We start from the raw sequence: 19,877 nt of genomic DNA, 5'->3' as shown, positions 1-19,877 counted from the left end.
GCGCTATAGCATGAGGGGCTGGTCCGGCAGCTCGTTCGGCCGCGTGCCATTCGACGGGAAGTGCTGGCGCAGCAGGGCGTTGACTTGGCCCACCGCGTCCAGCGTGGCGTCGTGGAAGCGGCCCTGCACAAACCCGGCGGTCATGGTGTCGCAGATCGCCTGCCAGGTGGCGGGAGGAATCTTGCGGTTGATGCCGCGGTCGGCCACGATGTCGATCTTGTGGTCGGCCAGGTTGACGTAGATGAGCACGCCACAGTTGTCTTCGGTGTCCCAGATGCCGTAGTCGGCGAACAGCGAGATTGCGCGCTGGCGGTTGCTCACGCCTTCCCACACGGCCGACAGGGGCAGCGATTTTTCGACCACCAGGCGGACCTCGCCCCGGTGGGCCTGCTCGCCGGCCGTGATCGCTTCCGCAATGGCTGCCAGCGTGGCGGGTGGAAACGCGCGCTCGGCCTCGTTCCTGCTGCTGAGCAGGTGGCGCAGTGCGCGCTTGAACTTGCCATCCATTACCAGTCCCCCGAGGCGCCGCCGCCGTCGAAACTGCCGCCACCGCCCGAAAAGCCGCCGCCGCCGGAAAAGCCGCCGCCGCCCGAGAAACCGCCGCCGCCGCGGTGATTGTTCATGTTGCTAAGGATGCTGCCGAGGATGAAGCCGGTAGTGGAATTGTTCCAGCCGCTGGCGTTGCGGCCACCAAAACCCGGCGTCAGCCTGGCGCGGCGCGGACGGAACAAGGAGCGCAGCACCATGAAGCCGATGACGATGAAGAAGATGCTCATGATGATGCCCGGGCCGCCGTCCTCGTCCTGGGTCTGCTGCTGTGCCTGGCCCTGCCGGGCCTGGGGAGCGGGGAATTTTTCCTGGTTGAGCAGGGTTTCGATCGCGCCCACGCCGGCGACCAGGCCGCCGTAGTAATCGTTCTGGCGGAAGTGGGGGGCGATCGTGTCCTGCAGGATGCGCTTTGACTGCGCATCCGTGAGTACGCCCTGCACCCCGCGCCCGGCTTCGATGCGCAGGCGCCGCAGCGAGGACGGGTTGTCGCGCGCGACCAGCAGCAGCACGCCGTCGTCGACGCCCTTGCGGCCCAGCTTCCAGGCATCGGCCACGCGGATACCGTATTGCTCGATCGCTTCGGGTTCGGTCGACTTCACCAGCAGCACCGCGATCTGGCTGCCGGTCTGGGTTTCGTAGTCGGCCAGCACCCGTTCCAGGTTCTGGCGCTGCTCCGGTGTCAGCATCCCGGCCTCGTCGGTGACGCGCGCGCTCAGTTGCGGCACCGGCTTGAGCTGCGCGCTGGCCGGCCCGGCGAGGAGCAGGGCAAGGGCGAGGGCGAAGCCCTGGAACAGGCGCAGGATCGGATTCATCGGGCGCGTCCGCTTACTTGCCGAAGTCGACCTTCGGCGCGGTCGAGATCGAGCGCTCGTTCTCGACCGTGAACGAAGGCTTGGGCTGGTAGCCGAACATCTTCGCCGTCAGGTTGGTCGGGAAGCTGCGCGCCAGCACGTTGTAGTCCTGGACCGAGGCGATGTAGCGCTGGCGCGCCACCGTGATGCGGTTCTCGGTGCCTTCCAGCTGCGACTGCAGGTCGCGGAACTGGGTGTCGGCCTTCAGGTTCGGATAATTTTCCGACACGGCCATCAGGCGCGACAGCGCGCTCGACAGCTCGCCTTGTACCTGCTGGAACTTCTGGAAGGCTTCCGGATTGTTCAGCACTTCCGGCGTGATCTGGAAACTGGTGGCGGCGGCGCGCGCCCGGGTCACGGCTTCCAGCGTTTCGCGTTCATGGGTAGCATAGCCCTTGACCACATTGACCAGGTTCGGGATCAGGTCGGCACGGCGCTGGTACTGGTTGACGACTTCGCTCCAGGCGGCCTTGGTTGCCTCGTCCTTGGCCTGGAATTCGTTGTAGCCGCAGCCCGACAGCAGCGAGCCGGCAAGGACCGCGGCCAGCAGCATGGCGGCCCAGCGCGTGAACAGAGAAGGCGTCGAAGCAGTGTGCGTCATGAGGAGTTCCATACCGAGTTGTCGAATGACTAAAAATATACCGCAATTCGCCGTGCAGCGGCGTATTGCCCATGCGCAGGGGCGGCGGAAGGAGGCAAGCGCGGCGCGGCGCGGTACAATAGTGGGTTTGCAACAAGAGACAAGGGGCCTGCCGTGAACTTCATTGACAAGCTGAATGCCGCCTGGCGCAGCAACGATTCCCTCCTATGCGTCGGACTCGATCCGGACGTCGAGCGTTTCCCGGCGCATCTGCGCGACCATCCGCAAGGCATCGCCGATTTCTGCAAGGCCATCGTCGACGCGACCGCCGACCTGGCTTGCGCCTTCAAGCCGCAGATCGCCTATTTCGCCGCGCTGGGCGCGGAAGACCAGCTGGAGACGCTCTGCCGCTATGTGAAAGAACGTTATCCGCACATCCCCCTGATCCTGGACGCCAAGCGCGGTGACATCGGCGCTACCGCGCACCAGTACGCGCGCGAAGCCTTCGACCGCTACGGCGCGGATGCCGTCACGGTCAACCCGTACATGGGCTTCGACTCGGTGGAACCGTACATGGCGTGGCCGGACCGCGGCGTGATCGTGCTGTGCCGTACCTCGAACGCCGGTGGCTCGGACCTGCAGTTCCTCGACGTGGGCGGACGTCCGCTGTACCAGCACGTGGCGCAGCTGGTAGCCGACAAGTGGAACAAGAACGGGCAATGCGCGCTGGTGGTCGGCGCCACCTTCCCCCAGGAGCTGGCCCAGGTGCGCGCCCTGGTGGGCGACATGCCGCTGCTGGTGCCGGGCATCGGCGCCCAGGGCGGCGACATCGCCGCGACCGTGACGTCCGGCCGCACGGCGAACGGCGCCGGCATGATGATCAATTCTTCGCGGGCGATCATCTACGCGAAGCCGCAAGGCGACGAGGATTTCGCCGCCGCCGCGCGCCGCGTGGCGCTGGAAACGCGCGACGCGATCAATCAATACAGGTAGGTCAATACCGGACCGGCGCGATCGACTCCGCGTAGTCGTACAGCGCGCCCAGGATCTCCTCGGTGCGCTCGTCCGCCGTCTCCGACAGCGCATCGATCTCGGCAAACAGCTGCTCGATGGTGCGGGCGCCCCCCAGGCCGTCGAACAGGCGCGCCGACCGGTGCGCCTCCCAGGTTTCCAGCTCGTGCTCGTGCAGGGTGTGCGGGAAGTTGCGGCAGCGGTAGCGAAACAGGATCTGCGCCAGCCGTTCGTCCTCGAAGCTCGGCTGCCTGCCTGCCAGGCCGGTGGGATGCTCGGCCCGCAGCGCTTCCAGCTGGCGCCGGTCGCCCTGCGAGACGAAGCCGTTGTACAGGTCTTCGTCGACGTCCACGCCGGCGCCTGCCGCCTCGCGCTGGAACACCTTCTGCCACACGGCGGCCATGTCCGGCCCGCCGGCCGCGATGCGCGCGTGTTGCAGGCACTGCTCGATGTCCAGTTCCCACTTCGCGGCCAGGGCCGGGTCCAGGGTCCGCAGGTTACCGACCAGCATCGGTGACTTGTTCAGGTGCACGCTCTTGATCGGCAGGCGGGTCATCCCTTCCGGCATCTCGGCGGCGCGCGTGAACAGGCGCTCGCGGATCGTGTCCACATTCAGCCCGAACAGCTCGGACGGGTCGTGGCGGCAGTCCCAGACCAGCACCTCGTTCTTGTTGGTGGGGTGGGTGGCCAGCGGCCACACCAGGCCCAGGCAGCCGCGCTCGGCCGGGAACATGCCGGACACGTGCAGGACCGGCCGGCGCTGGCTGCGCTCCAGGTGCAGGCCCATCTCGCTGGCCACCTTGTCCTTGCGGCGCAGCTCCAGGCAGAAGTCGAACAGCTTCGGCTGCTTGCTGCGGATCAGGCGCGCCATCGCGATCGTGGCGCGCACGTCGGACAAGGCGTCGTGCGCCGCCTCGTGCACCAGGCCGTTGGCGCGGGTCAGGTCTTCCAGCCGGAAGCTGGGCTTGCCGTCTTCCTTCATCGGCCAGTGGATGCCGTCCGGGCGCAGGGCATAGGTCATGCGCACCACGTCCAGCAAGTCCCAGCGGCCGCAGCCGTTCTGCCATTCGCGCGCATACGGGTCGATCATGTTGCGCCAGAAGAGGAAGCGCGTGACCTCGTCGTCGAAGCGGATCGTGTTGTAGCCGACCCCGACCGTGCCCGGCTCGCTGAAGGCTTCGCAGACGCGCTTGGCGAACTCGTGTTCCGGAACGCCGTGCTCCAGGCAGTGCTGGGGCGTGATGCCGGTGATCAGGCAGGCCTGCGGATCCGGCAGGTAGTCGGGCGCCGGCTGGCAGTACAGCATGACCGGCTCGCCGATCTCGTTCAGCTCGGCATCCGTGCGGATGGCCGCGAACTGGGCCGGGCGGTCGCGCCGCGGTACCGCGCCGAAGGTTTCGTAGTCGTGCCAGAGAAAGGTGTGCTTGCTCATTGGGAGCTCTGGGGTTTGCTCATAAGTTGTGACGGGTCATTCTAACCGGCCGGCCTGCTCAGCTCCAGCTCACTTCTCCAGCCGGGACGCAAGAACTTGCACGGAACCTTCAGGTGCTGATGCGGTCCCGGCCGGCCTCCTTGGCCCGGTACAGGGCCGCGTCGGCGGCTTCGACCAGGCTGCGCTCGTCCTGGCCGCGCGCCAGGCTGGCGACGCCCAACGAGGCGGTGAGGTGGGGCAGGGCGACGCGCATGTCGTCGAACACGACCGTCTCGCGCAGGCGCCCGCACAGGCGCCCGGCAACCATCTCGGCCAGCACGCGGTTGGTGTTCGGCAGGATCGCCATCAGCTCCTCGCCGCCGTAGCGCACCGCGAAATCGGAGGGCCGCAGCGCGTTACGGATCACGGCGGCGGCGGTGGCCAGGGCGGTGTCGCCGGCGGTGTGGCCGTAGGTATCGTTGAAGCGCTTGAAGTGGTCGAGGTCGATCATCACCAGCGACAGCGGGGTGCCGTCCTGGCGGCTGCGGGCGACCATCGCGGGCAGCATGTCGTTCAGCCAGGCGCGGTTGTACAGCCCGGTCAGGCCGTCGTTCATCGACAGCTGGCGGTAGAACTCGCCCAGCTTCTGGCGCCGCCGCAGCAGGGCGTTGGCGGCGCGGATGCGGAAGGACAGCAGGCGCAGCAGGTTGCGGGCGACGCCGTCGGCTTCGTCGATCAGGCGCCACAGCAGGTCGGGCTCGACCACCAGCAGTTCGCAATCTTCCAGCGCCGTGATGGCGTCGAGGTTGGCGGCATCGTCCAGCACCGATTGTTCGCCCACGCTCTCGCCGGGCAGGATGCGCTGGATCTCGCCGCTGCCGGACGCGGTCGCCGGCTGCACGCCGAGCGAGCCGGACAGTACGATGTAGAGGCGGGCCCGCAGGCCGTCCTCGACCGGCTCGTCCTGCGCCACCCGGATCACCGGGCAGGCGGCCAGCAGCGCCGCCACGGCCGGGGTGTCGGCGTCGCGGAACAGCTGCAGGTCGCGGATCGCATGGCGGGAAGCGCCAAAGGCGCCGATGATATTCAAGTGCAGCCTCGGATGGTCGGGATGTCAATATGGATGAGCTCGAAATGATAACTCATTGCAACTTCCCCGCCGAGGCCTGGCGCCGCATAAACAACAGTGTTTCAATAGCGGCATGAACCCATCGACTCCTCATCTATCCGACTCCTTGATCGACGCGCTCGGGCAGCGCCACGCGCCGGCCCCGGACGCCCGCATCGTCTGCCTGGTGCCCTCGATCACCGAACTGCTGTGCGAACTGGGCCTGGCTAACAAGCTGGTCGGGCGCACCGGTTTCTGCATCCATCCGCGCGACACGGTCGCCGCCATCCCCAAGGTGGGTGGGACCAAGGACGTCAACATCGAGAAGATCCGCAAGCTGGCGCCGACCCACGTGGTGGTCAACATCGACGAGAACGAGAAGCCGACCGTGGAACGCCTGGCCGAATTCGTGCCGCACGTGGTGGTCACGCACCCGAACACGCCGCGCGACAACCTGATTCTCGCGCGCCTGATGGGCGGGATCTTCGGCGCTTCGCTCCCTGCCGAACGCTGGTGCGCCGCCTTCGAAGAGGAATACGCGGCCTTGCGCGCGGCGCCGCCGGGGCCGCAGCGCACGGTGCTGTACTGCATCTGGCAGGATCCGTGGATGACGGTGTCGAGCGACACCTATATCGCCAGCATGCTGGCCGAACTGGGCTGGCGCGTGCCGCTGTTGGGCGAAGGGGAGCGCTATCCGCGCTTCGAATGGTCGCAGGCGCTGGTGGACGGGCTGGATGCGGTGTTGCTGTCGACCGAGCCCTACCGCTTCACGGAGGAGCATGCCGATGCGCTGGAAAAGCAGATCGGGATTCCCGTGTTCCTGGTCGACGGCGAGATGATGTCGTGGTACGGCAGCCGCGCCCTCGAAGGGCTGCGCTACCTGCGCAGCCTGAGGGCGATGCTGGAGGGCTGCTGAGTTACCGGCGCTTTACTGGTTGTCCGTCAGGCCCTTGTAGGACTCGGCGGGGACGTCGGCATCCATCGGCAGCGGCTCGCGCTTGTTCTTGTCGGCCAGGCGGCCCAGGGCGCTGTCCAGTGCGCGCTTGAGCTTGCTGACGGCGCCCGAGATCGACAAGTGCAGGTCGGCGGCGTGGGCGTGCACGACCACCGGCTCGTAGCCCGCCACGCGCGCTTCCATCATGCAGTAATTGTCGCCGTCCTCGTGCTTCTGGCCGTTCTGGTTGCTCAGGTGGACGTCGACGCGGCGGACCTGCTCGAAACGGCTGATGCTCGATTCGACCGCTTCGCGCACCCGCTCGTCGAGGCCCTGGTGGCGGTCGATGGTGTTGTCGGTGTTGATGTTGATTTCCATAAATCGCTCCAATCCTTAAAATAGTTGCCACTGTTGAAACGATCTTACACCTTCCCACGAATTCGCCGCGCTCAGATGAAAGCGCTCAGGAGTTAACGAGACTGGCCGCGATATTCACCGACAGTCCGAGGATCAGCACATTGAAGAAGAAGGCCAGTACCGAATGGCCGACCACCAGCTTGCGCATCGCGCGCGAGGTCACCGACACGTCCGAGGTCTGGACCGCGACCGCGATCGTGAACGAAAAATACAGGAAGTCCCAGTAGTCGGGTTCGAGTCCTTCGTCGGGGAAGCGCAGCGGTCTTTGCTTGTCGGGCGAGCGGTAGTACAGGTGCGCGTAGTGGAAGCAGAACAGCACGCCGACCAGCAGCCAGGAGCCGATCACGGTCAGGGCAGTGAAGGCATAGTGCAGCGCGACCTGCTTGGCCGGCATATGGCCCATGCGCGCCAGCTCGGAGATGATGGCGTACAGGCTCAGCATTGCGCCGACGATCAGGATGAACAGCACCATGCCGGCATTTTCGTCTTCCCTGCCGGCGATGGCGCGCACCTTGCGGTGGTCCGCCCGCATCATCATCCAGCCCATGCCGATCAGGTAGGCCCAGACCCCGGCATTCCAGCCGACCAGGGCGCGCCGCATCCAGGGGTGGGAATCCGGCCACAGGATGCCGACGGCGGCGCCGAGAGCGATCGCCATGGCCAGGTGCGGGCGGTTGCGGATGATGTGGTGCAGCAGGCGCTTGTCCTGCCAGAAGGGCATCTTGCTCATGATCCGGCCTTGCTTGCGGCGATTTCCGCTTCGTGGTGGGGAAACCGGTCCATGCGCGACAGCACCGGGAACAGCTTCATCCAGGTGCCGGTGACGAGCAGAGTGGCGACGCCGCCGAAGATGATCGCGCGCACCAGGCCGAACCAACTGGCGGTAAGACCCGACTCGAACTCGCCCAGTTCGTTCGAGGCGCCGATGAAGACGGAGTTGACGGCGCTGACGCGGCCGCGGATCTCGTCCGGCGTCTCGTACTGCACCAGCAGGTGGCGGATGTAGACGCTGACCATGTCGCCGGCGCCGAGCAGGAACAGGACGACCAGGGAGATGCCGAAGCTGTGGGAGAGGCCCAGCGTGACGGTGGCCGCGCCGAACAGGGCGACGCCGCCGAACATCCAGGCGCCGACCTTGCGCGTGATCGGCCAGAACGCCAGCGCGATCGAGCACAGGGCCGCGCCCGCGCCCGGCGCCGTGCGCAACAGGCCGAGGCTGGTCGGGCCGGCCTGCAGTACGTCGTGGGCGTAGGCGGGCAGCAGGGCGGTGGCGCCGCCGAACAGCACGGCGAACAGGTCGAGCGAAATGGCGCCCAGCACGATCGGGCGGGTCCACACGAAGCGCAGGCCCTCGAGCAGCGTATGCCAGCTGACCGGCGCCTTGGTTCTAGCCTGCGGCGCGCTCGTCGTTCCTTTCATCAGCAGCACGGACAGGGCCAGCAGCGTGCTCGACACGGCGTACACGACGTTCGGTCCGAGCACGTACAGCAGGCCGCCCAGCACCGGGCCGAGGATGATGGCCACCTGCATGTTGGAGGAACTCAGGGCGACGGCCTGCGAGAAATCCCGGGTCGACACCAGGTTGCGCAGCACGGCTTGCTGGGCCGGCATCATGAAGGCGCGCGCGCTGCCGTACAGCACCAGGATGGCATACACTGGCCATACGACCGTACTGCCGGACAGGGTGAAGCCGACCAGCAGCAGGCTGCACAAGAGCTGGGTGGCCATGCACAGCAGGACGATGGTGCGGCGGTTGTGGGTGTCGGCGACGTGGCCGGCCCACAGGATCAGCACCAGGAAAGGCGCGAACTGGGCCAGGCCGATCAGGCCGAGGTCGAACAGGCTGTGGGTGATCTGGTAGACCTGCCAGCCGACCGCCACGCTCTGCATCTGCACGGCGAGGGTGCCCAGGAAGCGGGCGGAAAGATAGAAGGAGAGATTACGGTTGCGCAGGAGGCCGAGGCGGCCTGTGGGGGAAATCAATGACATAAGGTGGAAAAGAATCCTTCGATATGTCGTTCCCGCGCAGACGGGAACCCAAGTTTAGTTTGCGGACACGCGGCCAACCTGGGTCCCCGCCTTCGCGGGGACGACGGTGGTGTTATTTCTTGAACCTTAACGCGAACTTGTCGTCCGGCGACTCCATCTTGAAGAATGGCTGCTCGCGCGGATCCGAGGCCACGTGCAGGTAATCGCTGCGGCCGTCGAGCTTGAAGCCGGCCTTCGTGACTTCCTCGACCACCGTGTCTTCGTCGATGCGGTGCAGGGTCTTGGTGGCGGACAGGCCGCTGCCCTTCTTGGCCGCGTTGTCGATGATGACGAGGGTGCCGCCCGGCTTCAGCGCCTCGTACAGGTGCTTGTTCATCGCCGCGCGGTCGGCCGGGGTGTTGGCGATGTCGTGGTAGGACATGTTGATGGTGATGAGGTCGAGCGGCGGCGTGCCTTTCGGGACCGGATCGGAGAAATCGGCCACCACCGCGTGCAGGTTGGGCAGGGTGGCATTCCCCACGCGCTCCTGTAGTTTCGGGTTCGGTTTTGCGTTTTGCGCCCACACTTCGCCTTTCGAGCCTACCGCCGCCGTCAGCAGGGCCGCGGTGGTGCCGCCGCCGGAGGCGATGTCGAAGGCCTTCATGCCGGGACGTACCTGCGCGAAGGCGAGGAATTCGGCCGGCTTGCGCTTGGCGTCCTCCTTGCGGTCGGCGTCGGTGCGGATCGGGCTGGCGATCGCGGACTGGTAGCCGGCGCCGGCCGGCTGGTCCGCGGCGTAGGCGGAAGCGCCACCCAACAGGGCGGCGGAGAGGGCGGAAAAGGCGAGGGCAAAGCGAAGCGAAGTACGCATGGTTGAACCCTTCATTGAGGTTAAGAAAACCAGGAAAACATCAGGACTGCGCCAGGTCGGCCTCGGTCGTGAATGCGTCGGCGTAGAACTCGTCGGCCGGCAGGCCGCATTGCGCCACGTAGTCGCGGCGCGCCGAATCGACCATCACGGGCGCACCGCAAGCATACACCTGGTAGCCCGACAGGTCGGGAAGATCCTGCATCACGGCGGCGTGCACGTAGCCGCTGCGGCCCGTCCAGTTGTCCTCGGGAAGCGCATCCGACACCACCGGCACGTAGCGCAGCTGCGGCAGTTCGCGTGCCCATTGTTCGCACAGCTCGTGCATGTACAGGTCCTGCGGACGGCGGCCGCCCCAGTACAGGTGGACCGGGCGCTCCGACTTCAGGTGGATCATGTGCTCGACCAGGGCCTTGACCGGCGCGAAGCCGGTGCCCGAGGCCAGCAGGACGATCGGCTTGCTCGACTCCTCGCGCAGGAAGAAGGTGCCGAGCGGGCCCTCGAAGCGCAGGATGTCGCGCTCCTTCATGGTCGAGAACACGTGGTCGGTGAACAGGCCGCCCGGCAGGTGGCGGACGTGCAGTTCCAGCGGGCCGCTGAACGAGGGCGCGGTGGCGATGCTGTAGGCGCGGCGCTTGCCGTCCTTCAGCATGAATTCGACGTACTGGCCGGCGCGGTAGGCCAGCGCCTCGTTGGCCGGCAGCTGCAGCGTCAGGATCGCCACGTCCGGCGCGGCGCGGCGGATCGCGGTCACGCGGGTCGGCATCTTGCGCACCGGGTAGTCGGTGCTGCCGCCGACTTCGCGCGCCTCGATCGTCAGGTCGCCCTCGGGCACGGCGCAGCACATCAGCGCATAGCCCTGCAGCTTTTCCTGCTCGGACAGGGCGCGCGGCTGGTGCGGCTTGTGATGGATCGTGCCTTCGACGACCTTGCCCTTGCAGGAGCCGCAGGCGCCGTTCTTGCAGCCATACGGCAGTCCGATGCCGGAGCGGATCGCCGCCGCGAGCACGGTTTCGTCCTGCTCGCATTCGTAATGGTGGCCGCTGGGCTGGACAGTGATCTGGAACGTCATACAATCCTCGGAATGAATACTCAAAATAATGTCAGGTTCAATAATGTCAGGTTCAAGCGACCGCGCCTCCTGATCGTGGGCTGCGGCGATGTCGGCATGCGCCTGCTGCAATTGGTGCGGGAGCGCTTTCGCGTGTTCGCCGTCACCAGCCAGCCGGCGCGCTGCGCGCAGCTGCGGGCCGCGGGCGCCGTCCCCATCGTGGCCGATCTCGACCGGCCGGAAACCCTGAAAAGGCTGGGACGGCTCGCGCCGTGGGTGGTGCACCTGGCGCCGCCGCCGAAGCAGGGTGCGCTGGATTTGCGCACGCGCAATTTGACCGCCATTCTACCCGAGGGGACGCGGGTGGTTTATATCAGCACCTCGGGGGTCTACGGCGACAGGCAGGGCGCGCTGATCGACGAAACCGCGCCGCGCGCGCCGCGCAACGCCCGTGCGCAGCGCCGCGTCGACGCCGAGCAGGTGCTGCGCGCCTGGGCCGTTGCCGCATCCGGACGGGTGGCGATCCTGCGCGCTCCCGGCATCTACGCGGCGGAGCGCCTGCCGCTCGAGCGCCTGCGCCAGGGCACGCCCGCGCTGGCGGCGCAGGACGACGTCTACACCAACCACATCCACGCCGACGACCTGGCCTACCTGGCGCTGCTGGCCCTGTTCCGGGCCCGGCCGGGCCGCGCCTACAACGCCAGCGACGATACGCACATGAAAATGGGGGACTACTTCGACCTGGTGGCCGACGCCTTCGGATTGCCGCGCGCGCCGCGCCTGCCGCGTGCCGGGCTGGAGCAGGCTGTCTCGCCGATGCTGCTGTCGTTCATGTCGGAATCGCGCCGGCTCGGCAACCGCCGCATCAGGCACGAGCTGCGGGCCCGCCTGCGCCATCCGCGGGTCGAGGAGACAGTGAGGGCGCTGGCGGAATAAGGCCACCTTAAGCAAAAGATAATTGGCCCGTGTATCATTTGGGGTTGCTGCTCTGCAGCAATATAAATATTACAAATACCCCAAAACTAGCTTATTTTTCACGACTCCGATAGGAATGTGAAGAATAAGCAACGGATCGTTATTTTCGAAGGAAGACCATGCCTATCAGAAGGATTCCGGAGGGTGGCGTGTATGACCCCAACCCGGTTCTCGACGCCATCATCAACAAACTCAAGCTGAAGAACGACGCGGCCCTGTCGCGCGTGCTCGAAGTCGCGCCGCCGGTGATCAGCAAGATCCGCCACAACACGCTGCCGATCGGCGCCACCATCCTGCTGCGCATGCATGAGGTATCGGATTTCAGCATCCGCGAACTGCGGACGCTGATGGTGCGCTTCGATGCGCCGGGCGATTCCGGCGGCTTGTTGACCTGAGCGCCACGGCACGCTAGCCGGCGCCCAGGCTCGCTGCGCTCAGTGCCGGGTCGGCTGGCGCGGGACCGGGCCGGCACAGAACGCCACGCTCGGAACCGGTCCGGCGCAGAACGCGACGGTCGGGGCCGGACCCGCGCAAAACGCGGTGGCTGCGGCGCCCTGCGGACGGAACGAAGCCTTGGCACCCATGCCGCTCAGGTCGATGGAGCGGGTACCCGGCTTGCCCGGGACCGGGACGGTGCGTACGACCGTCGCCTGCGCCAGCTGCGCCGCCCGTTCGGCAAAGGAGTCGCCGAAGGTAGCTTCATACAGGGTCCGCATGCGTTCGCCGCTGTCGAGGCGGAACTGCTCATCCTGTCGGCCGCGCATGCCGACGTACGGATAGTGGTGCAGGAAGTAGCCGAAGACCTGTTCGCAATCGCTGGCGTATTTCATCGTATCGAGGATGTGGTAGTGCCAGAAGGTATCCACGTCGACCAGCGGTGCGATGCTCTCGTTCGGATACAGCTTCATCAGGCACAGGAAGCGCCGATATTCTTTTTCGGCCGTGTTTGCCTTGGCCTGACTCCAGCTTTCGCCGGATTCCACGTGCATCAGCTTGACCTTGATGGGTTCCAGGTCGAGTTCCATTACGGCTTTAAACAGGTCGTTCATGTTCATGGTAGTCCTCATCAATATAGTAGTTATTTAACTGCTTCCCTAGTTACAGCGTTGCGGACATCTGGCGAACCGTGTACCGACATCAGTTACATGCCAAACTAAAAGTGTTACAAATATTTAAAGATTGACTTTCTCCTTTCAATCCACGAAATCAGATTTCGTCATTGACGTGCACTACATGGATTCAATGTAATTTGTTTAAATATTAGAGTAGTTGCGTTTTGTCAAAAACTTGAGCAAGTGACAAAAGCGCCACAAAATCTGCCGATCAATATTTTTGCTAAAGTGGTAATAAAAATTACAAAATAGAAATTAAATGGCGTTGCCGGCAAACGCAGCGCAAGCGGAGAAAGCGCAGGCGAACGCCAGCGCAGGCAGAGAAGAAACAGGCGGAGTGAAAGCAGGCAGCGCGAAGGCTGCTGCGGGATTTACATCAGGGCCGGGCCGGATTCATGTTCCTGCGGCGGCTGTGCGACGATCTGCGGCGTGTCGACCATCGGAACGGATACGGTCACCGTCGTTCCGCCGTCCGGTCCGCTCAACACCTGGCAGCTGCCGCCAAGGATGACGACCCGTTCCTCGATCCCGACCAGGCCGAACGAGCCTTGCTTGTTGCGACCGCCGGGAGCGAGCCCGCAGCCGTTGTCCTTGACGCTCATCGACAGCCAGTTCCCATCGAGGCGCAGTTCGACCACGACCTTGTGGGCATTCGCATGGCGCTGGATGTTGGTGAGCGATTCCTGCAGGATACGGAAAAACGCCGTCGCGCAGGCGTCGCACGGCGAGATTTCCCCATGCAGATCGTGCAGTTCGCAATTGATGCCGGTGCGCCGCTGGAACTCGTTCAGCTGCCATTCGACGGCGGCGGACAGGCCGAGGTCGAGGACGTTCGGCCGCAGGTCGTTGATGATCTGGCGTACGCTCTTGATGGTGGCGTCGATCTGCATCAGCGTCTTACGCGCACGCTGGTGCAGCTGGCTATGCCGGTCCCTGGTGCGCGCGGCCAGCATCTCGGCATCGATGCGCAGCGCCAGCAGGTTCTGGCCGAGGTCGTCGTGGATCTCGCGCGCGATGCGTTTGCGTTCCAGTTCCTTGATCTGGTAGGCATGGTCGGCCAGCCGGCGCAGCTTCTGGTGCGACAGTTGCAGCTTCCTCTGGCTGTCGCGCAGCTCGCTGGTCATCTCCTGCGCGAGTGCGAGCGCGGCGCGGCGCGAGGAGGTCAGCATGCGCAGCAGCGCGTACAGCAGCATCGAGCCGAAAAAGCCGAACGCGGCCATCATCTTCGCGTAATAAATGTCGAACTCGGTGTACAGCGCGGACTTGGGCACGCTGTAGACGATCTTCCAGGGGCGCGCATTGAAATCCAGCGGCAGTTCGGCGCTGAAGATATCGCTGCCGGTGTCGATCGGGGGCCTGGGGTTCGCGCTGGTGCCCCGGCTGTCGTATAGCGTGAATGGCCAGTCCGTGCGCTCCTGTCCGTCCCGGTCGATGTAGGGTCCGGTATCGTACACGATCATGCGCAGCCCGCGGATCGGGATCTCATCGACCACGCCGTGCAGCAACTTGGGAACGCTGAACGAAATCCCGACCGAACCGATGTAGGCAGCCCGGCGTTCCTCGACGGTGCTGCTGGGCAGGCCACGGCGATAGACCGCCATGCGCATGCCCAGGTGGGCATCGTTGGTCTTGGAGAGCATGGGGATCGGCGTGCCCGACGCCTGCACCGTGCCCTGGTCGCGCTCCAGCACCAGCCGCTGGCCGAAGAAACGGTTGGCCATCAGGTCGACGCCGAAGTACTTGGGGCTGGACGGATCGGGCTCGATGTGGGAAATGACCAGATAGGCGGGACGGATGCCTGGCGGTGTGATGTCCAGGCGCGCCTTTACGCCGCTTTGCATTTCCGCCCGCCAGGCAGCAAGGAAGGGTTCGCGTTGGTCCTTGGTCAGATAGGTAGCGTAGTTGATGAGGTCGACAGCAGGAAAATGCTTCGCCAGCTGCAGCCCGCGCACATATTCATGGAATTGATCATGGGTAAGGCTGCCCGAGCTCTGGATCAGGCTGGCCGCACCGCGTAACAGCCCGGTGTGCGCCTTGGCGCGCACGCCGATCATGCTCTGGGCGTACTTCACATGGTTGTAGAAACGCTCGTGGGCATCGCTTTCGATCGAACGGGACATGGATACATACAATACGCCGCCCACCGTCGACGACAGCAGCAGGCCGGTCCAGAACGAGATCCGGCCGACCGAAAACGCATCCCCCAATACCGACTGCATGACAACTCCCCACGTGGTTCCGGCGCTTGCACCGCTTGCACCGCTTGCAAACCCAATTCATTCGAAATTACTGATTTGAAAGTACTTGCGGACCTATCAATTCAGGGAGTTGCAAATAATCAAGCCCGGTGAATGAACCGGGCTTGTGTAATTCAGGCGCCGCTGCGGCTTACTTGCCCCAGCTGTCCTTCAGCGTGGTGACGCGGTTGAATACCGGCTTGCCCGGCTGGGAGTCGACGCGGTCGGCCACGAAGTAGCCGTGGCGCTCGAACTGGAAGCGCTGGTCGGGCTGGGCCGACGTCAAGCCCGGCTCGAGGTAGGCGGTGACGGTTTCCAGTGCGTTCGGGTTCAGCAGTTCCTTGAAGTCCCTGCCGCCGGCGTCCGGGTTCGGGTCGCTGAACAGGCGGTCGTACAGGCGCACCTCGGCTTCGAGTGCCTGCGCGGCGCTGACCCAGGTGATGTTGCCCTTGACCTTGTAGTTGTCGGCGCCCGGGGTGCCCGATTTCGAGTCCTCGAAATAGTTCACGTGCACCGCGGTCACCTTGCCGTTTTCATCCTTGTCGTAGCCCGTGCACTCGACCACGAAGCCGTACTTCAGGCGCACGCGCGCGCCCGGCTTGCCGTCGCTAGGCGGCGTAAACCGGTGGTAACCCTTGGTCGGGTTCTCCATGAAGTCTTCCTGCTCGATCCACAGCTCCTTCGTGAACGGGAAGGAACGGGACCCCATCTCCGGATGGTGCGGGTGGACCGGGGCACTGCACTCGACCGACTCGCCTTCCGGGAAGTTGTCGACGACCAGCTTCAGCGGACGCAGCACGGCGATCGCGCGCGGCGCCTTCGGATCCAGGTCGTCGCGCAGCGCGCCTTCCAGCGTGCTCATGTCGATCCAGCCGTCGGCCTTGCTGACGCCGATGCGCTCGCAGAACAGCTGGATCGAAGATGGCGTGTAGCCGCGGCGGCGCAGGCCGACGATGGTGGGCATGCGCGGATCGTCCCAGCCGGTGACGACGCCGTCGTCCACCAGTTGGCGCAGCTTACGCTTCGACATCACCACATAGGTCAGGTTCAGGCGCGAGAATTCGTACTGGCGCGGCACCGGGCGCTGGAAGAAGCCGCCGGCGGCCAGCGTGTCGACCAGCCAGTCGTAGAACGGGCGGTGGTCCTGGAATTCCAGCGTGCACAGCGAATGGGTGATGTTTTCCAGCGCATCCGAGATCGGGTGCGTGTAGTCGTACATCGGATAGATGCACCACTTGTCGCCGGTACGGTGGTGATGCGCGTGGCGGATACGGTACAGGGCCGGGTCGCGGTTGGTCATGATCGGCGAAGACATCGCATCCTCGCTCATCTTGGCGCGCAGGATGTGTTCGCCATCCTTGTACTTGCCGGCCTTCATGTCGCGGAAGATCTGCAGCGATTCCTCGACCGGACGGTTGCGGAACGGCGAGTTGGTGCCCGGCGTACCGAAGTTGCCGCGGTTGCGCGACATGTCTTCGGCGCTCTGGCTGTCGACGTAGGCCTTACCCTCCTTGATCAGGTACTCGGCCATCTCGTACAGCTTGTCGAAGTAGTCGCTGGCATAGTGCAGGTGCTCCTGGCCGCCTTGCTCCCAGGAGAAGCCCAGCCACTTCACGCTGTCCATGATGGTGTCGACGTATTCCTGGTCTTCCTTTTCCGGATTCGTGTCGTCGAAGCGCAGGTTGCAACGGCCCTGGTAGTCGCGCGCCAGGCCGAAGTTCAGGCAAATCGATTTGGCATGGCCCACGTGCAGGTAGCCGTTCGGCTCCGGCGGGAAACGGGTGATCACCGAAGGCATGCCTTCGCGCTGATGGGTGCCTGCCGCAAGGTCGGATTCGACGATCGCGCGCACAAAATTCGACGACGGCGCAGGCGCTGCTGCCGCCGCAGAGTTCTTTTCGTTGCTCATGAAGATATGTTTTGGATGGGTAAGATTGCAGGCATTTTACCGTAGCTATGTGGTAAAGCGCACGGTTCGCGGGGGCAGCCCTGGGCATACTTGGGGATATTGTCTCCCACCACAAGGCCAGTCATGCAGACGCCAGCTTCCTACCGCGACCTCGCCACCGCCCGCCTGCCTGCACCAGCCTGCCTGTCAAGATAGCGTTTTCTATAGGATAATCTCGGTTTGCATTTTTTTCGGGCACCAGCCGGAGAGTTCCAACGTGGAAAATTTATACGCGATCCTCGGCGTCGCGCCGAATGCGACGGACGACGACATCAAGAAAGTCTATCGCTCGCTCGCGATGCGCTACCACCCGGACCGCAACCAAGCGCCGGGTGCCGAAGCGCGCTTCAAGGCCGTCACCAAGGCCTATGAGGTCCTGTCGGACCCGGCCAAGCGCGCCGAATACAACCAGAGCGTCAACCACCGCATCGTGCTCGATGCCGAAGGCGAGGCCTTCGAGCTGTGGCGCTCGATCTTTGCGCTGAACGGCGTGAACTTGCCTCACTAAACTGCGGCACTACTCTACAGAATGAAGCAACCATGAAAAAAGTACATCCGGAATTCGCCTTCCAGTCGCGCGAACTGGAAGGGCAGATCGAAGGCACGCTGGGCGATCCCCCCAACCGCAAGAATTACGACATGATGGTGCAGGCGCTGGTGTCGGAGTACGCCAACGGCGACGGCCTGGACGACGTCAACATGATGGCCTTCGCCCTGGTCGACCGCATCCGCTTCAGCGACCCGAAAGGCCTGATCCGCGAAGCCATGGACTACGAGGGCGACGACCCGGCGAAAGTGTTCGCGATGGCGAACTGCGACGGCGCCGATGGTCAAGATGAGGAAGGCAAGGCCATGTACGCCGCGATCTGCGAGAACCACCCGGAACTGGCGCGCCAGGCCATCGTCACCGCCTTCCTGTACAAGAACCAGGCGCGCTGGGAAGACGACGACCAGTCGCTCGACCAGCTGGCCCGCGACGACGAGGGCGACGACGACGAGCTGGACGAAACCGCGGCGGGCGACGATTTCACGCAGATCTTCGATTCGGACGGAGGTGACCGCGAATGAGCGACGAAACCAAATCCAACCTGCCCGCGCTGACCCGGCAGGTCAATGAACTGGTGCTGGCGGGCTCGCTGCAGCACGCCGAGGAAGCCCTGTCGAAGGCCGCCGACGAGCACGGCGACTATGCCGTGGCCGAGGTGCTCTCGACCCTGCCGCCGCAGGTCACGGCGCTGCACCTGGCCGGCTTCGACGGCGCCAAGACCTCGGTCGCGACGCTGCTGGTGCCGCCCAAGGCCTGGGCCGAGAGCCTGGCCTACCTGGCCGCCACCTGGCCGGACGACATGATCGAGGACGATCCCGAGCGCATCGCCGAGAACCTGTTCAACCACATCCACGGCGTGGTCTACGCCACCGACGACGAAGAGCGCCGCCACGAGCTGCTGAGCGAAGCCTCGTCCTCCGACTGGGGCGCGACCGCGTTCGCGATCGTCTGGTCGCTGGCGCCGAAGGAAATCCTCGAAGTGGCGGGCGAGATCGCTAGCCGCGGCCGCTACGTGACCGGCCAGACCACGTCCGACAGCGACATCGTGCCGCTGGCGATCGACCTGGCCAAGGCCAGCGAGGACGGCTGGGAACGCTCGCTGCTGGAGCTGTTCCCGGAATTCCGCAATGCCGCCGACCTGGCCGACGTCGAGCTGCCGGAAGACGAGGACGACGAGTCCGAGTTCCCGCACCGGACGACCCGCGAACTGCTGTACCGCCTGCGCAAGCAGGTGCCGTCGGTACGCGGCACACCCAAGCGCAGCACCCGCCGCAGCATGGGCACGGACATCTTCTCGTGAGCGAGGGCACCCCAGCAATGCTGCCTGCGATCGTCATCGAGAAGCTGCCGCGCCTGATCCGCGCGATCAGGCACCTGCCGGAAACCGCGAGGCCGGAGGACGCCGCGGGCCTGGCCGACGAACTGGCCGGCATCACCGCGATGGTGGCCGAGAAGTTCACCAACGACCGTACCGCCGAAGGCATCCAGCGCGCCTTGCTCTTGAGCGTAGGCGGCGTGTCGCTGGGTCTGGAATACCTGCTCGAGGACGAGACGGACGACGAGGTCGGCGACAAGGCCGCGGCCGGGATCCTGGTCTCGGAAGGTCCGGAGCTCGTGTTCCAGCAGGGCTTCCGCCTGATCCGCGAACTGGCCGCGCTGCCGGAGGACAGCCTGGTCGGCGAATACGACACCGACCCGGTCTACGCCCAGCGCCGCCTGAAGGAATTGTTCGTCGACATCTGCACCGCCGATCCGGGCGAAACCTGGTCGGGCTACGAGCGCTACCAGAGCCAGCTCAAGCAGCGCAAGGATGTGCAGGCGATCGTGCGCGCGGCCCAGTGGCTGCGCCGCCACCACGTCGAGGGACCGGTCCAGGATCCGGACCTGAACGCCGAGGGCGTGATCGCGCTGGCGATCGTGTTCGCGATCGAAGGGGGAGGGCGGATCGTGGCGCGCACCGGCCAGAAGGAGTTCGAACGCTTCGTCAAGGCGGTGCGCAAGAATAAGCCGGACTACGAGACCGGCTGGGCCCAGCTGCTGGAGAACATCCCGGCGCCGCACCACGCCATCATCGCCGAGCGCATCGCGCTCTACCGCAACAGCATGCTGCTGGAGCACATCGGCGGGACCATGCCGCTCAAGCAGTTGTTTGTCGAGTTGGAAAACTTTGCCGGGTCCGAAATCGACGCCGAGTATCCGTAATGCCGATCTCCGCCGGCAGCCCTGCATGACGGGGAGGGAGCTGGCCTCGGCCATCTAGCTGTTCATCTACCTCGGCGCGAGCGTGGTGAGCTGGCTGGCCGGGCTTCG

General features: G+C 65.0%; 21 protein-coding genes. 8 read left to right on the top strand and 13 right to left on the bottom strand.

Features of this window, described 5'->3' with window-relative positions; all coding sequences use genetic code 11:
• Positions 1-3: 3 nt before the first annotated feature.
• The 3 genes from ACI48D_RS04540 to ACI48D_RS04530 are packed head-to-tail and all read right to left on the bottom strand — an operon-like array spanning position 4 to position 2,001.
• Positions 4-507, bottom strand: a complete 504-nt coding sequence (locus ACI48D_RS04540) for a TPM domain-containing protein (RefSeq protein WP_435570022.1) — start codon at positions 505-507, stop codon at positions 4-6.
• Positions 507-1,361, bottom strand: a complete 855-nt coding sequence (locus ACI48D_RS04535; RefSeq protein WP_435570021.1) for a TPM domain-containing protein — start codon at positions 1,359-1,361, stop codon at positions 507-509. The genes ACI48D_RS04540 and ACI48D_RS04535 overlap by 1 nt, the downstream gene beginning before the upstream one ends.
• 13 nt (positions 1,362-1,374) lie before the next feature.
• Positions 1,375-2,001, bottom strand: coding sequence for a LemA family protein (locus ACI48D_RS04530; RefSeq protein WP_435570020.1), 627 nt, complete (start codon positions 1,999-2,001; stop codon positions 1,375-1,377).
• A gap of 153 nt (positions 2,002-2,154) precedes the next feature.
• Between ACI48D_RS04530 and pyrF the strand changes: the two genes are divergently transcribed.
• Positions 2,155-2,973, top strand: coding sequence for an orotidine-5'-phosphate decarboxylase (gene pyrF, locus ACI48D_RS04525; protein WP_435570019.1), 819 nt, complete (start codon positions 2,155-2,157; stop codon positions 2,971-2,973).
• A gap of 1 nt (position 2,974) precedes the next feature.
• Here pyrF and sbcB read toward each other — a convergent pair whose 3' ends face one another.
• Positions 2,975-4,423 carry an exodeoxyribonuclease I gene (gene sbcB, locus ACI48D_RS04520; RefSeq protein WP_435570018.1) on the bottom strand — a complete coding sequence of 483 codons (1,449 nt, stop codon included), beginning with the start codon at positions 4,421-4,423 and terminating at the stop codon, positions 2,975-2,977.
• A 109-nt stretch (positions 4,424-4,532) separates the two neighbouring features.
• Entirely contained in the window at positions 4,533-5,492 is a 960-nt protein-coding gene (locus tag ACI48D_RS04515; RefSeq protein WP_435570017.1) for a diguanylate cyclase, read from the bottom strand.
• Between the two features lie 112 nt (positions 5,493-5,604).
• Between ACI48D_RS04515 and ACI48D_RS04510 the strand changes: the two genes are divergently transcribed.
• Positions 5,605-6,426: a helical backbone metal receptor gene (locus ACI48D_RS04510; protein ID WP_435570016.1), complete on the top strand. Its 822-nt coding sequence runs from the start codon at positions 5,605-5,607 to the stop codon at positions 6,424-6,426.
• 12 nt (positions 6,427-6,438) lie between these two features.
• On the opposite strand, the gene ACI48D_RS04505 is transcribed toward ACI48D_RS04510, so the two are convergent.
• From ACI48D_RS04505 to ACI48D_RS04485, 5 genes are all read right to left on the bottom strand, one after another.
• Positions 6,439-6,822: an HPF/RaiA family ribosome-associated protein gene (locus ACI48D_RS04505; RefSeq protein ID WP_435570015.1), complete on the bottom strand. Its 384-nt coding sequence runs from the start codon at positions 6,820-6,822 to the stop codon at positions 6,439-6,441.
• An 85-nt stretch (positions 6,823-6,907) separates the two neighbouring features.
• The gene (locus ACI48D_RS04500) at positions 6,908-7,591 is read right to left on the bottom strand and encodes a DUF1345 domain-containing protein (protein ID WP_435570014.1); all 684 of its coding nucleotides are present in this window, start codon (positions 7,589-7,591) and stop codon (positions 6,908-6,910) included.
• Positions 7,588-8,850 (bottom strand): MFS transporter, encoded by a 1,263-nt coding sequence (locus ACI48D_RS04495; protein ID WP_435570013.1) that lies wholly within the window; start codon positions 8,848-8,850, stop codon positions 7,588-7,590. The genes ACI48D_RS04500 and ACI48D_RS04495 overlap by 4 nt, the downstream gene beginning before the upstream one ends.
• Positions 8,851-8,962: 112 nt before the next feature.
• The gene (locus tag ACI48D_RS04490; RefSeq protein ID WP_435570012.1) at positions 8,963-9,700 is read right to left on the bottom strand and encodes a class I SAM-dependent methyltransferase; all 738 of its coding nucleotides are present in this window, start codon (positions 9,698-9,700) and stop codon (positions 8,963-8,965) included.
• Between the two features lie 40 nt (positions 9,701-9,740).
• Entirely contained in the window at positions 9,741-10,769 is a 1,029-nt protein-coding gene (locus tag ACI48D_RS04485; protein ID WP_435570011.1) for a CDP-6-deoxy-delta-3,4-glucoseen reductase, read from the bottom strand.
• A gap of 12 nt (positions 10,770-10,781) precedes the next feature.
• Here ACI48D_RS04485 and ACI48D_RS04480 point away from each other — a divergent pair, with 12 nt between their 5' ends.
• A complete protein-coding gene (locus tag ACI48D_RS04480; RefSeq protein WP_435570010.1) occupies positions 10,782-11,684 on the top strand; it encodes an NAD-binding protein in 903 nt (300 codons plus the stop codon).
• Positions 11,685-11,842: 158 nt separating this feature from the next.
• Positions 11,843-12,118 (top strand): hypothetical protein, encoded by a 276-nt coding sequence (locus ACI48D_RS04475; RefSeq protein ID WP_435570009.1) that lies wholly within the window; start codon positions 11,843-11,845, stop codon positions 12,116-12,118.
• Between the two features lie 39 nt (positions 12,119-12,157).
• On the opposite strand, the gene ACI48D_RS04470 is transcribed toward ACI48D_RS04475, so the two are convergent.
• The 3 genes from ACI48D_RS04470 to ACI48D_RS04460 form a co-directional block, all read right to left on the bottom strand.
• On the bottom strand, positions 12,158-12,778 hold the full coding sequence (locus ACI48D_RS04470) for a glycine-rich domain-containing protein (RefSeq protein WP_435570008.1): 621 nt from the start codon (positions 12,776-12,778) through the stop codon (positions 12,158-12,160).
• A gap of 428 nt (positions 12,779-13,206) precedes the next feature.
• Positions 13,207-15,054 (bottom strand): CHASE domain-containing protein, encoded by a 1,848-nt coding sequence (locus ACI48D_RS04465; protein WP_435570007.1) that lies wholly within the window; start codon positions 15,052-15,054, stop codon positions 13,207-13,209.
• Positions 15,055-15,223: 169 nt separating this feature from the next.
• Positions 15,224-16,981, bottom strand: coding sequence for a glutamine--tRNA ligase/YqeY domain fusion protein (locus tag ACI48D_RS04460; RefSeq protein WP_435570006.1), 1,758 nt, complete (start codon positions 16,979-16,981; stop codon positions 15,224-15,226).
• A gap of 256 nt (positions 16,982-17,237) precedes the next feature.
• Here ACI48D_RS04460 and ACI48D_RS04455 point away from each other — a divergent pair, with 256 nt between their 5' ends.
• The 4 genes from ACI48D_RS04455 to ACI48D_RS04440 are packed head-to-tail and all read left to right on the top strand — an operon-like array spanning position 17,238 to position 19,769.
• Positions 17,238-17,528, top strand: a complete 291-nt coding sequence (locus ACI48D_RS04455) for a DnaJ domain-containing protein (protein ID WP_435570005.1) — start codon at positions 17,238-17,240, stop codon at positions 17,526-17,528.
• 32 nt (positions 17,529-17,560) lie between these two features.
• Positions 17,561-18,088: a hypothetical protein gene (locus ACI48D_RS04450; protein WP_435570004.1), complete on the top strand. Its 528-nt coding sequence runs from the start codon at positions 17,561-17,563 to the stop codon at positions 18,086-18,088.
• Positions 18,085-18,867, top strand: coding sequence for a hypothetical protein (locus ACI48D_RS04445; protein WP_435570003.1), 783 nt, complete (start codon positions 18,085-18,087; stop codon positions 18,865-18,867). The genes ACI48D_RS04450 and ACI48D_RS04445 overlap by 4 nt, the downstream gene beginning before the upstream one ends.
• A 17-nt stretch (positions 18,868-18,884) precedes the next feature.
• Complete coding sequence (locus tag ACI48D_RS04440) at positions 18,885-19,769, top strand: hypothetical protein (protein WP_435570237.1); 885 nt, start codon at positions 18,885-18,887, stop codon at positions 19,767-19,769.
• Positions 19,770-19,877: the final 108 nt, after the last annotated feature.

The sequence above is a fragment of the Massilia sp. LXY-6 genome, from assembly GCF_051233485.1.
Lineage (GTDB): Bacteria > Pseudomonadota > Gammaproteobacteria > Burkholderiales > Burkholderiaceae_D > Telluria.
Note: the sequence above shows the minus strand (reverse complement) of the source record. Positions and strands in the feature narration are given on the sequence as shown.

Coding starts and splice junctions, on each gene's coding strand:
- ACI48D_RS04475 (WP_435570009.1), top strand. CDS start 11,843: ATGCCTATCAGAAGGATTCCGGAGGGTGGCGTGTATGACCCCAACCCG.
- ACI48D_RS04490 (WP_435570012.1), bottom strand. CDS start 9,700: ATGCGTACTTCGCTTCGCTTTGCCCTCGCCTTTTCCGCCCTCTCCGCC.
- ACI48D_RS04530 (WP_435570020.1), bottom strand. CDS start 2,001: ATGACGCACACTGCTTCGACGCCTTCTCTGTTCACGCGCTGGGCCGCC.
- ACI48D_RS04450 (WP_435570004.1), top strand. CDS start 17,561: ATGAAAAAAGTACATCCGGAATTCGCCTTCCAGTCGCGCGAACTGGAA.
- ACI48D_RS04440 (WP_435570237.1), top strand. CDS start 18,885: ATGCTGCCTGCGATCGTCATCGAGAAGCTGCCGCGCCTGATCCGCGCG.
- ACI48D_RS04485 (WP_435570011.1), bottom strand. CDS start 10,769: ATGACGTTCCAGATCACTGTCCAGCCCAGCGGCCACCATTACGAATGC.
- ACI48D_RS04540 (WP_435570022.1), bottom strand. CDS start 507: ATGGATGGCAAGTTCAAGCGCGCACTGCGCCACCTGCTCAGCAGCAGG.
- ACI48D_RS04495 (WP_435570013.1), bottom strand. CDS start 8,850: ATGTCATTGATTTCCCCCACAGGCCGCCTCGGCCTCCTGCGCAACCGT.
- ACI48D_RS04510 (WP_435570016.1), top strand. CDS start 5,605: ATGAACCCATCGACTCCTCATCTATCCGACTCCTTGATCGACGCGCTC.
- ACI48D_RS04470 (WP_435570008.1), bottom strand. CDS start 12,778: ATGAACATGAACGACCTGTTTAAAGCCGTAATGGAACTCGACCTGGAA.
- ACI48D_RS04535 (WP_435570021.1), bottom strand. CDS start 1,361: ATGAATCCGATCCTGCGCCTGTTCCAGGGCTTCGCCCTCGCCCTTGCC.
- ACI48D_RS04465 (WP_435570007.1), bottom strand. CDS start 15,054: ATGCAGTCGGTATTGGGGGATGCGTTTTCGGTCGGCCGGATCTCGTTC.
- ACI48D_RS04460 (WP_435570006.1), bottom strand. CDS start 16,981: ATGAGCAACGAAAAGAACTCTGCGGCGGCAGCAGCGCCTGCGCCGTCG.
- ACI48D_RS04480 (WP_435570010.1), top strand. CDS start 10,782: ATGAATACTCAAAATAATGTCAGGTTCAATAATGTCAGGTTCAAGCGA.
- sbcB (WP_435570018.1), bottom strand. CDS start 4,423: ATGAGCAAGCACACCTTTCTCTGGCACGACTACGAAACCTTCGGCGCG.
- ACI48D_RS04500 (WP_435570014.1), bottom strand. CDS start 7,591: ATGAGCAAGATGCCCTTCTGGCAGGACAAGCGCCTGCTGCACCACATC.
- ACI48D_RS04505 (WP_435570015.1), bottom strand. CDS start 6,822: ATGGAAATCAACATCAACACCGACAACACCATCGACCGCCACCAGGGC.
- ACI48D_RS04445 (WP_435570003.1), top strand. CDS start 18,085: ATGAGCGACGAAACCAAATCCAACCTGCCCGCGCTGACCCGGCAGGTC.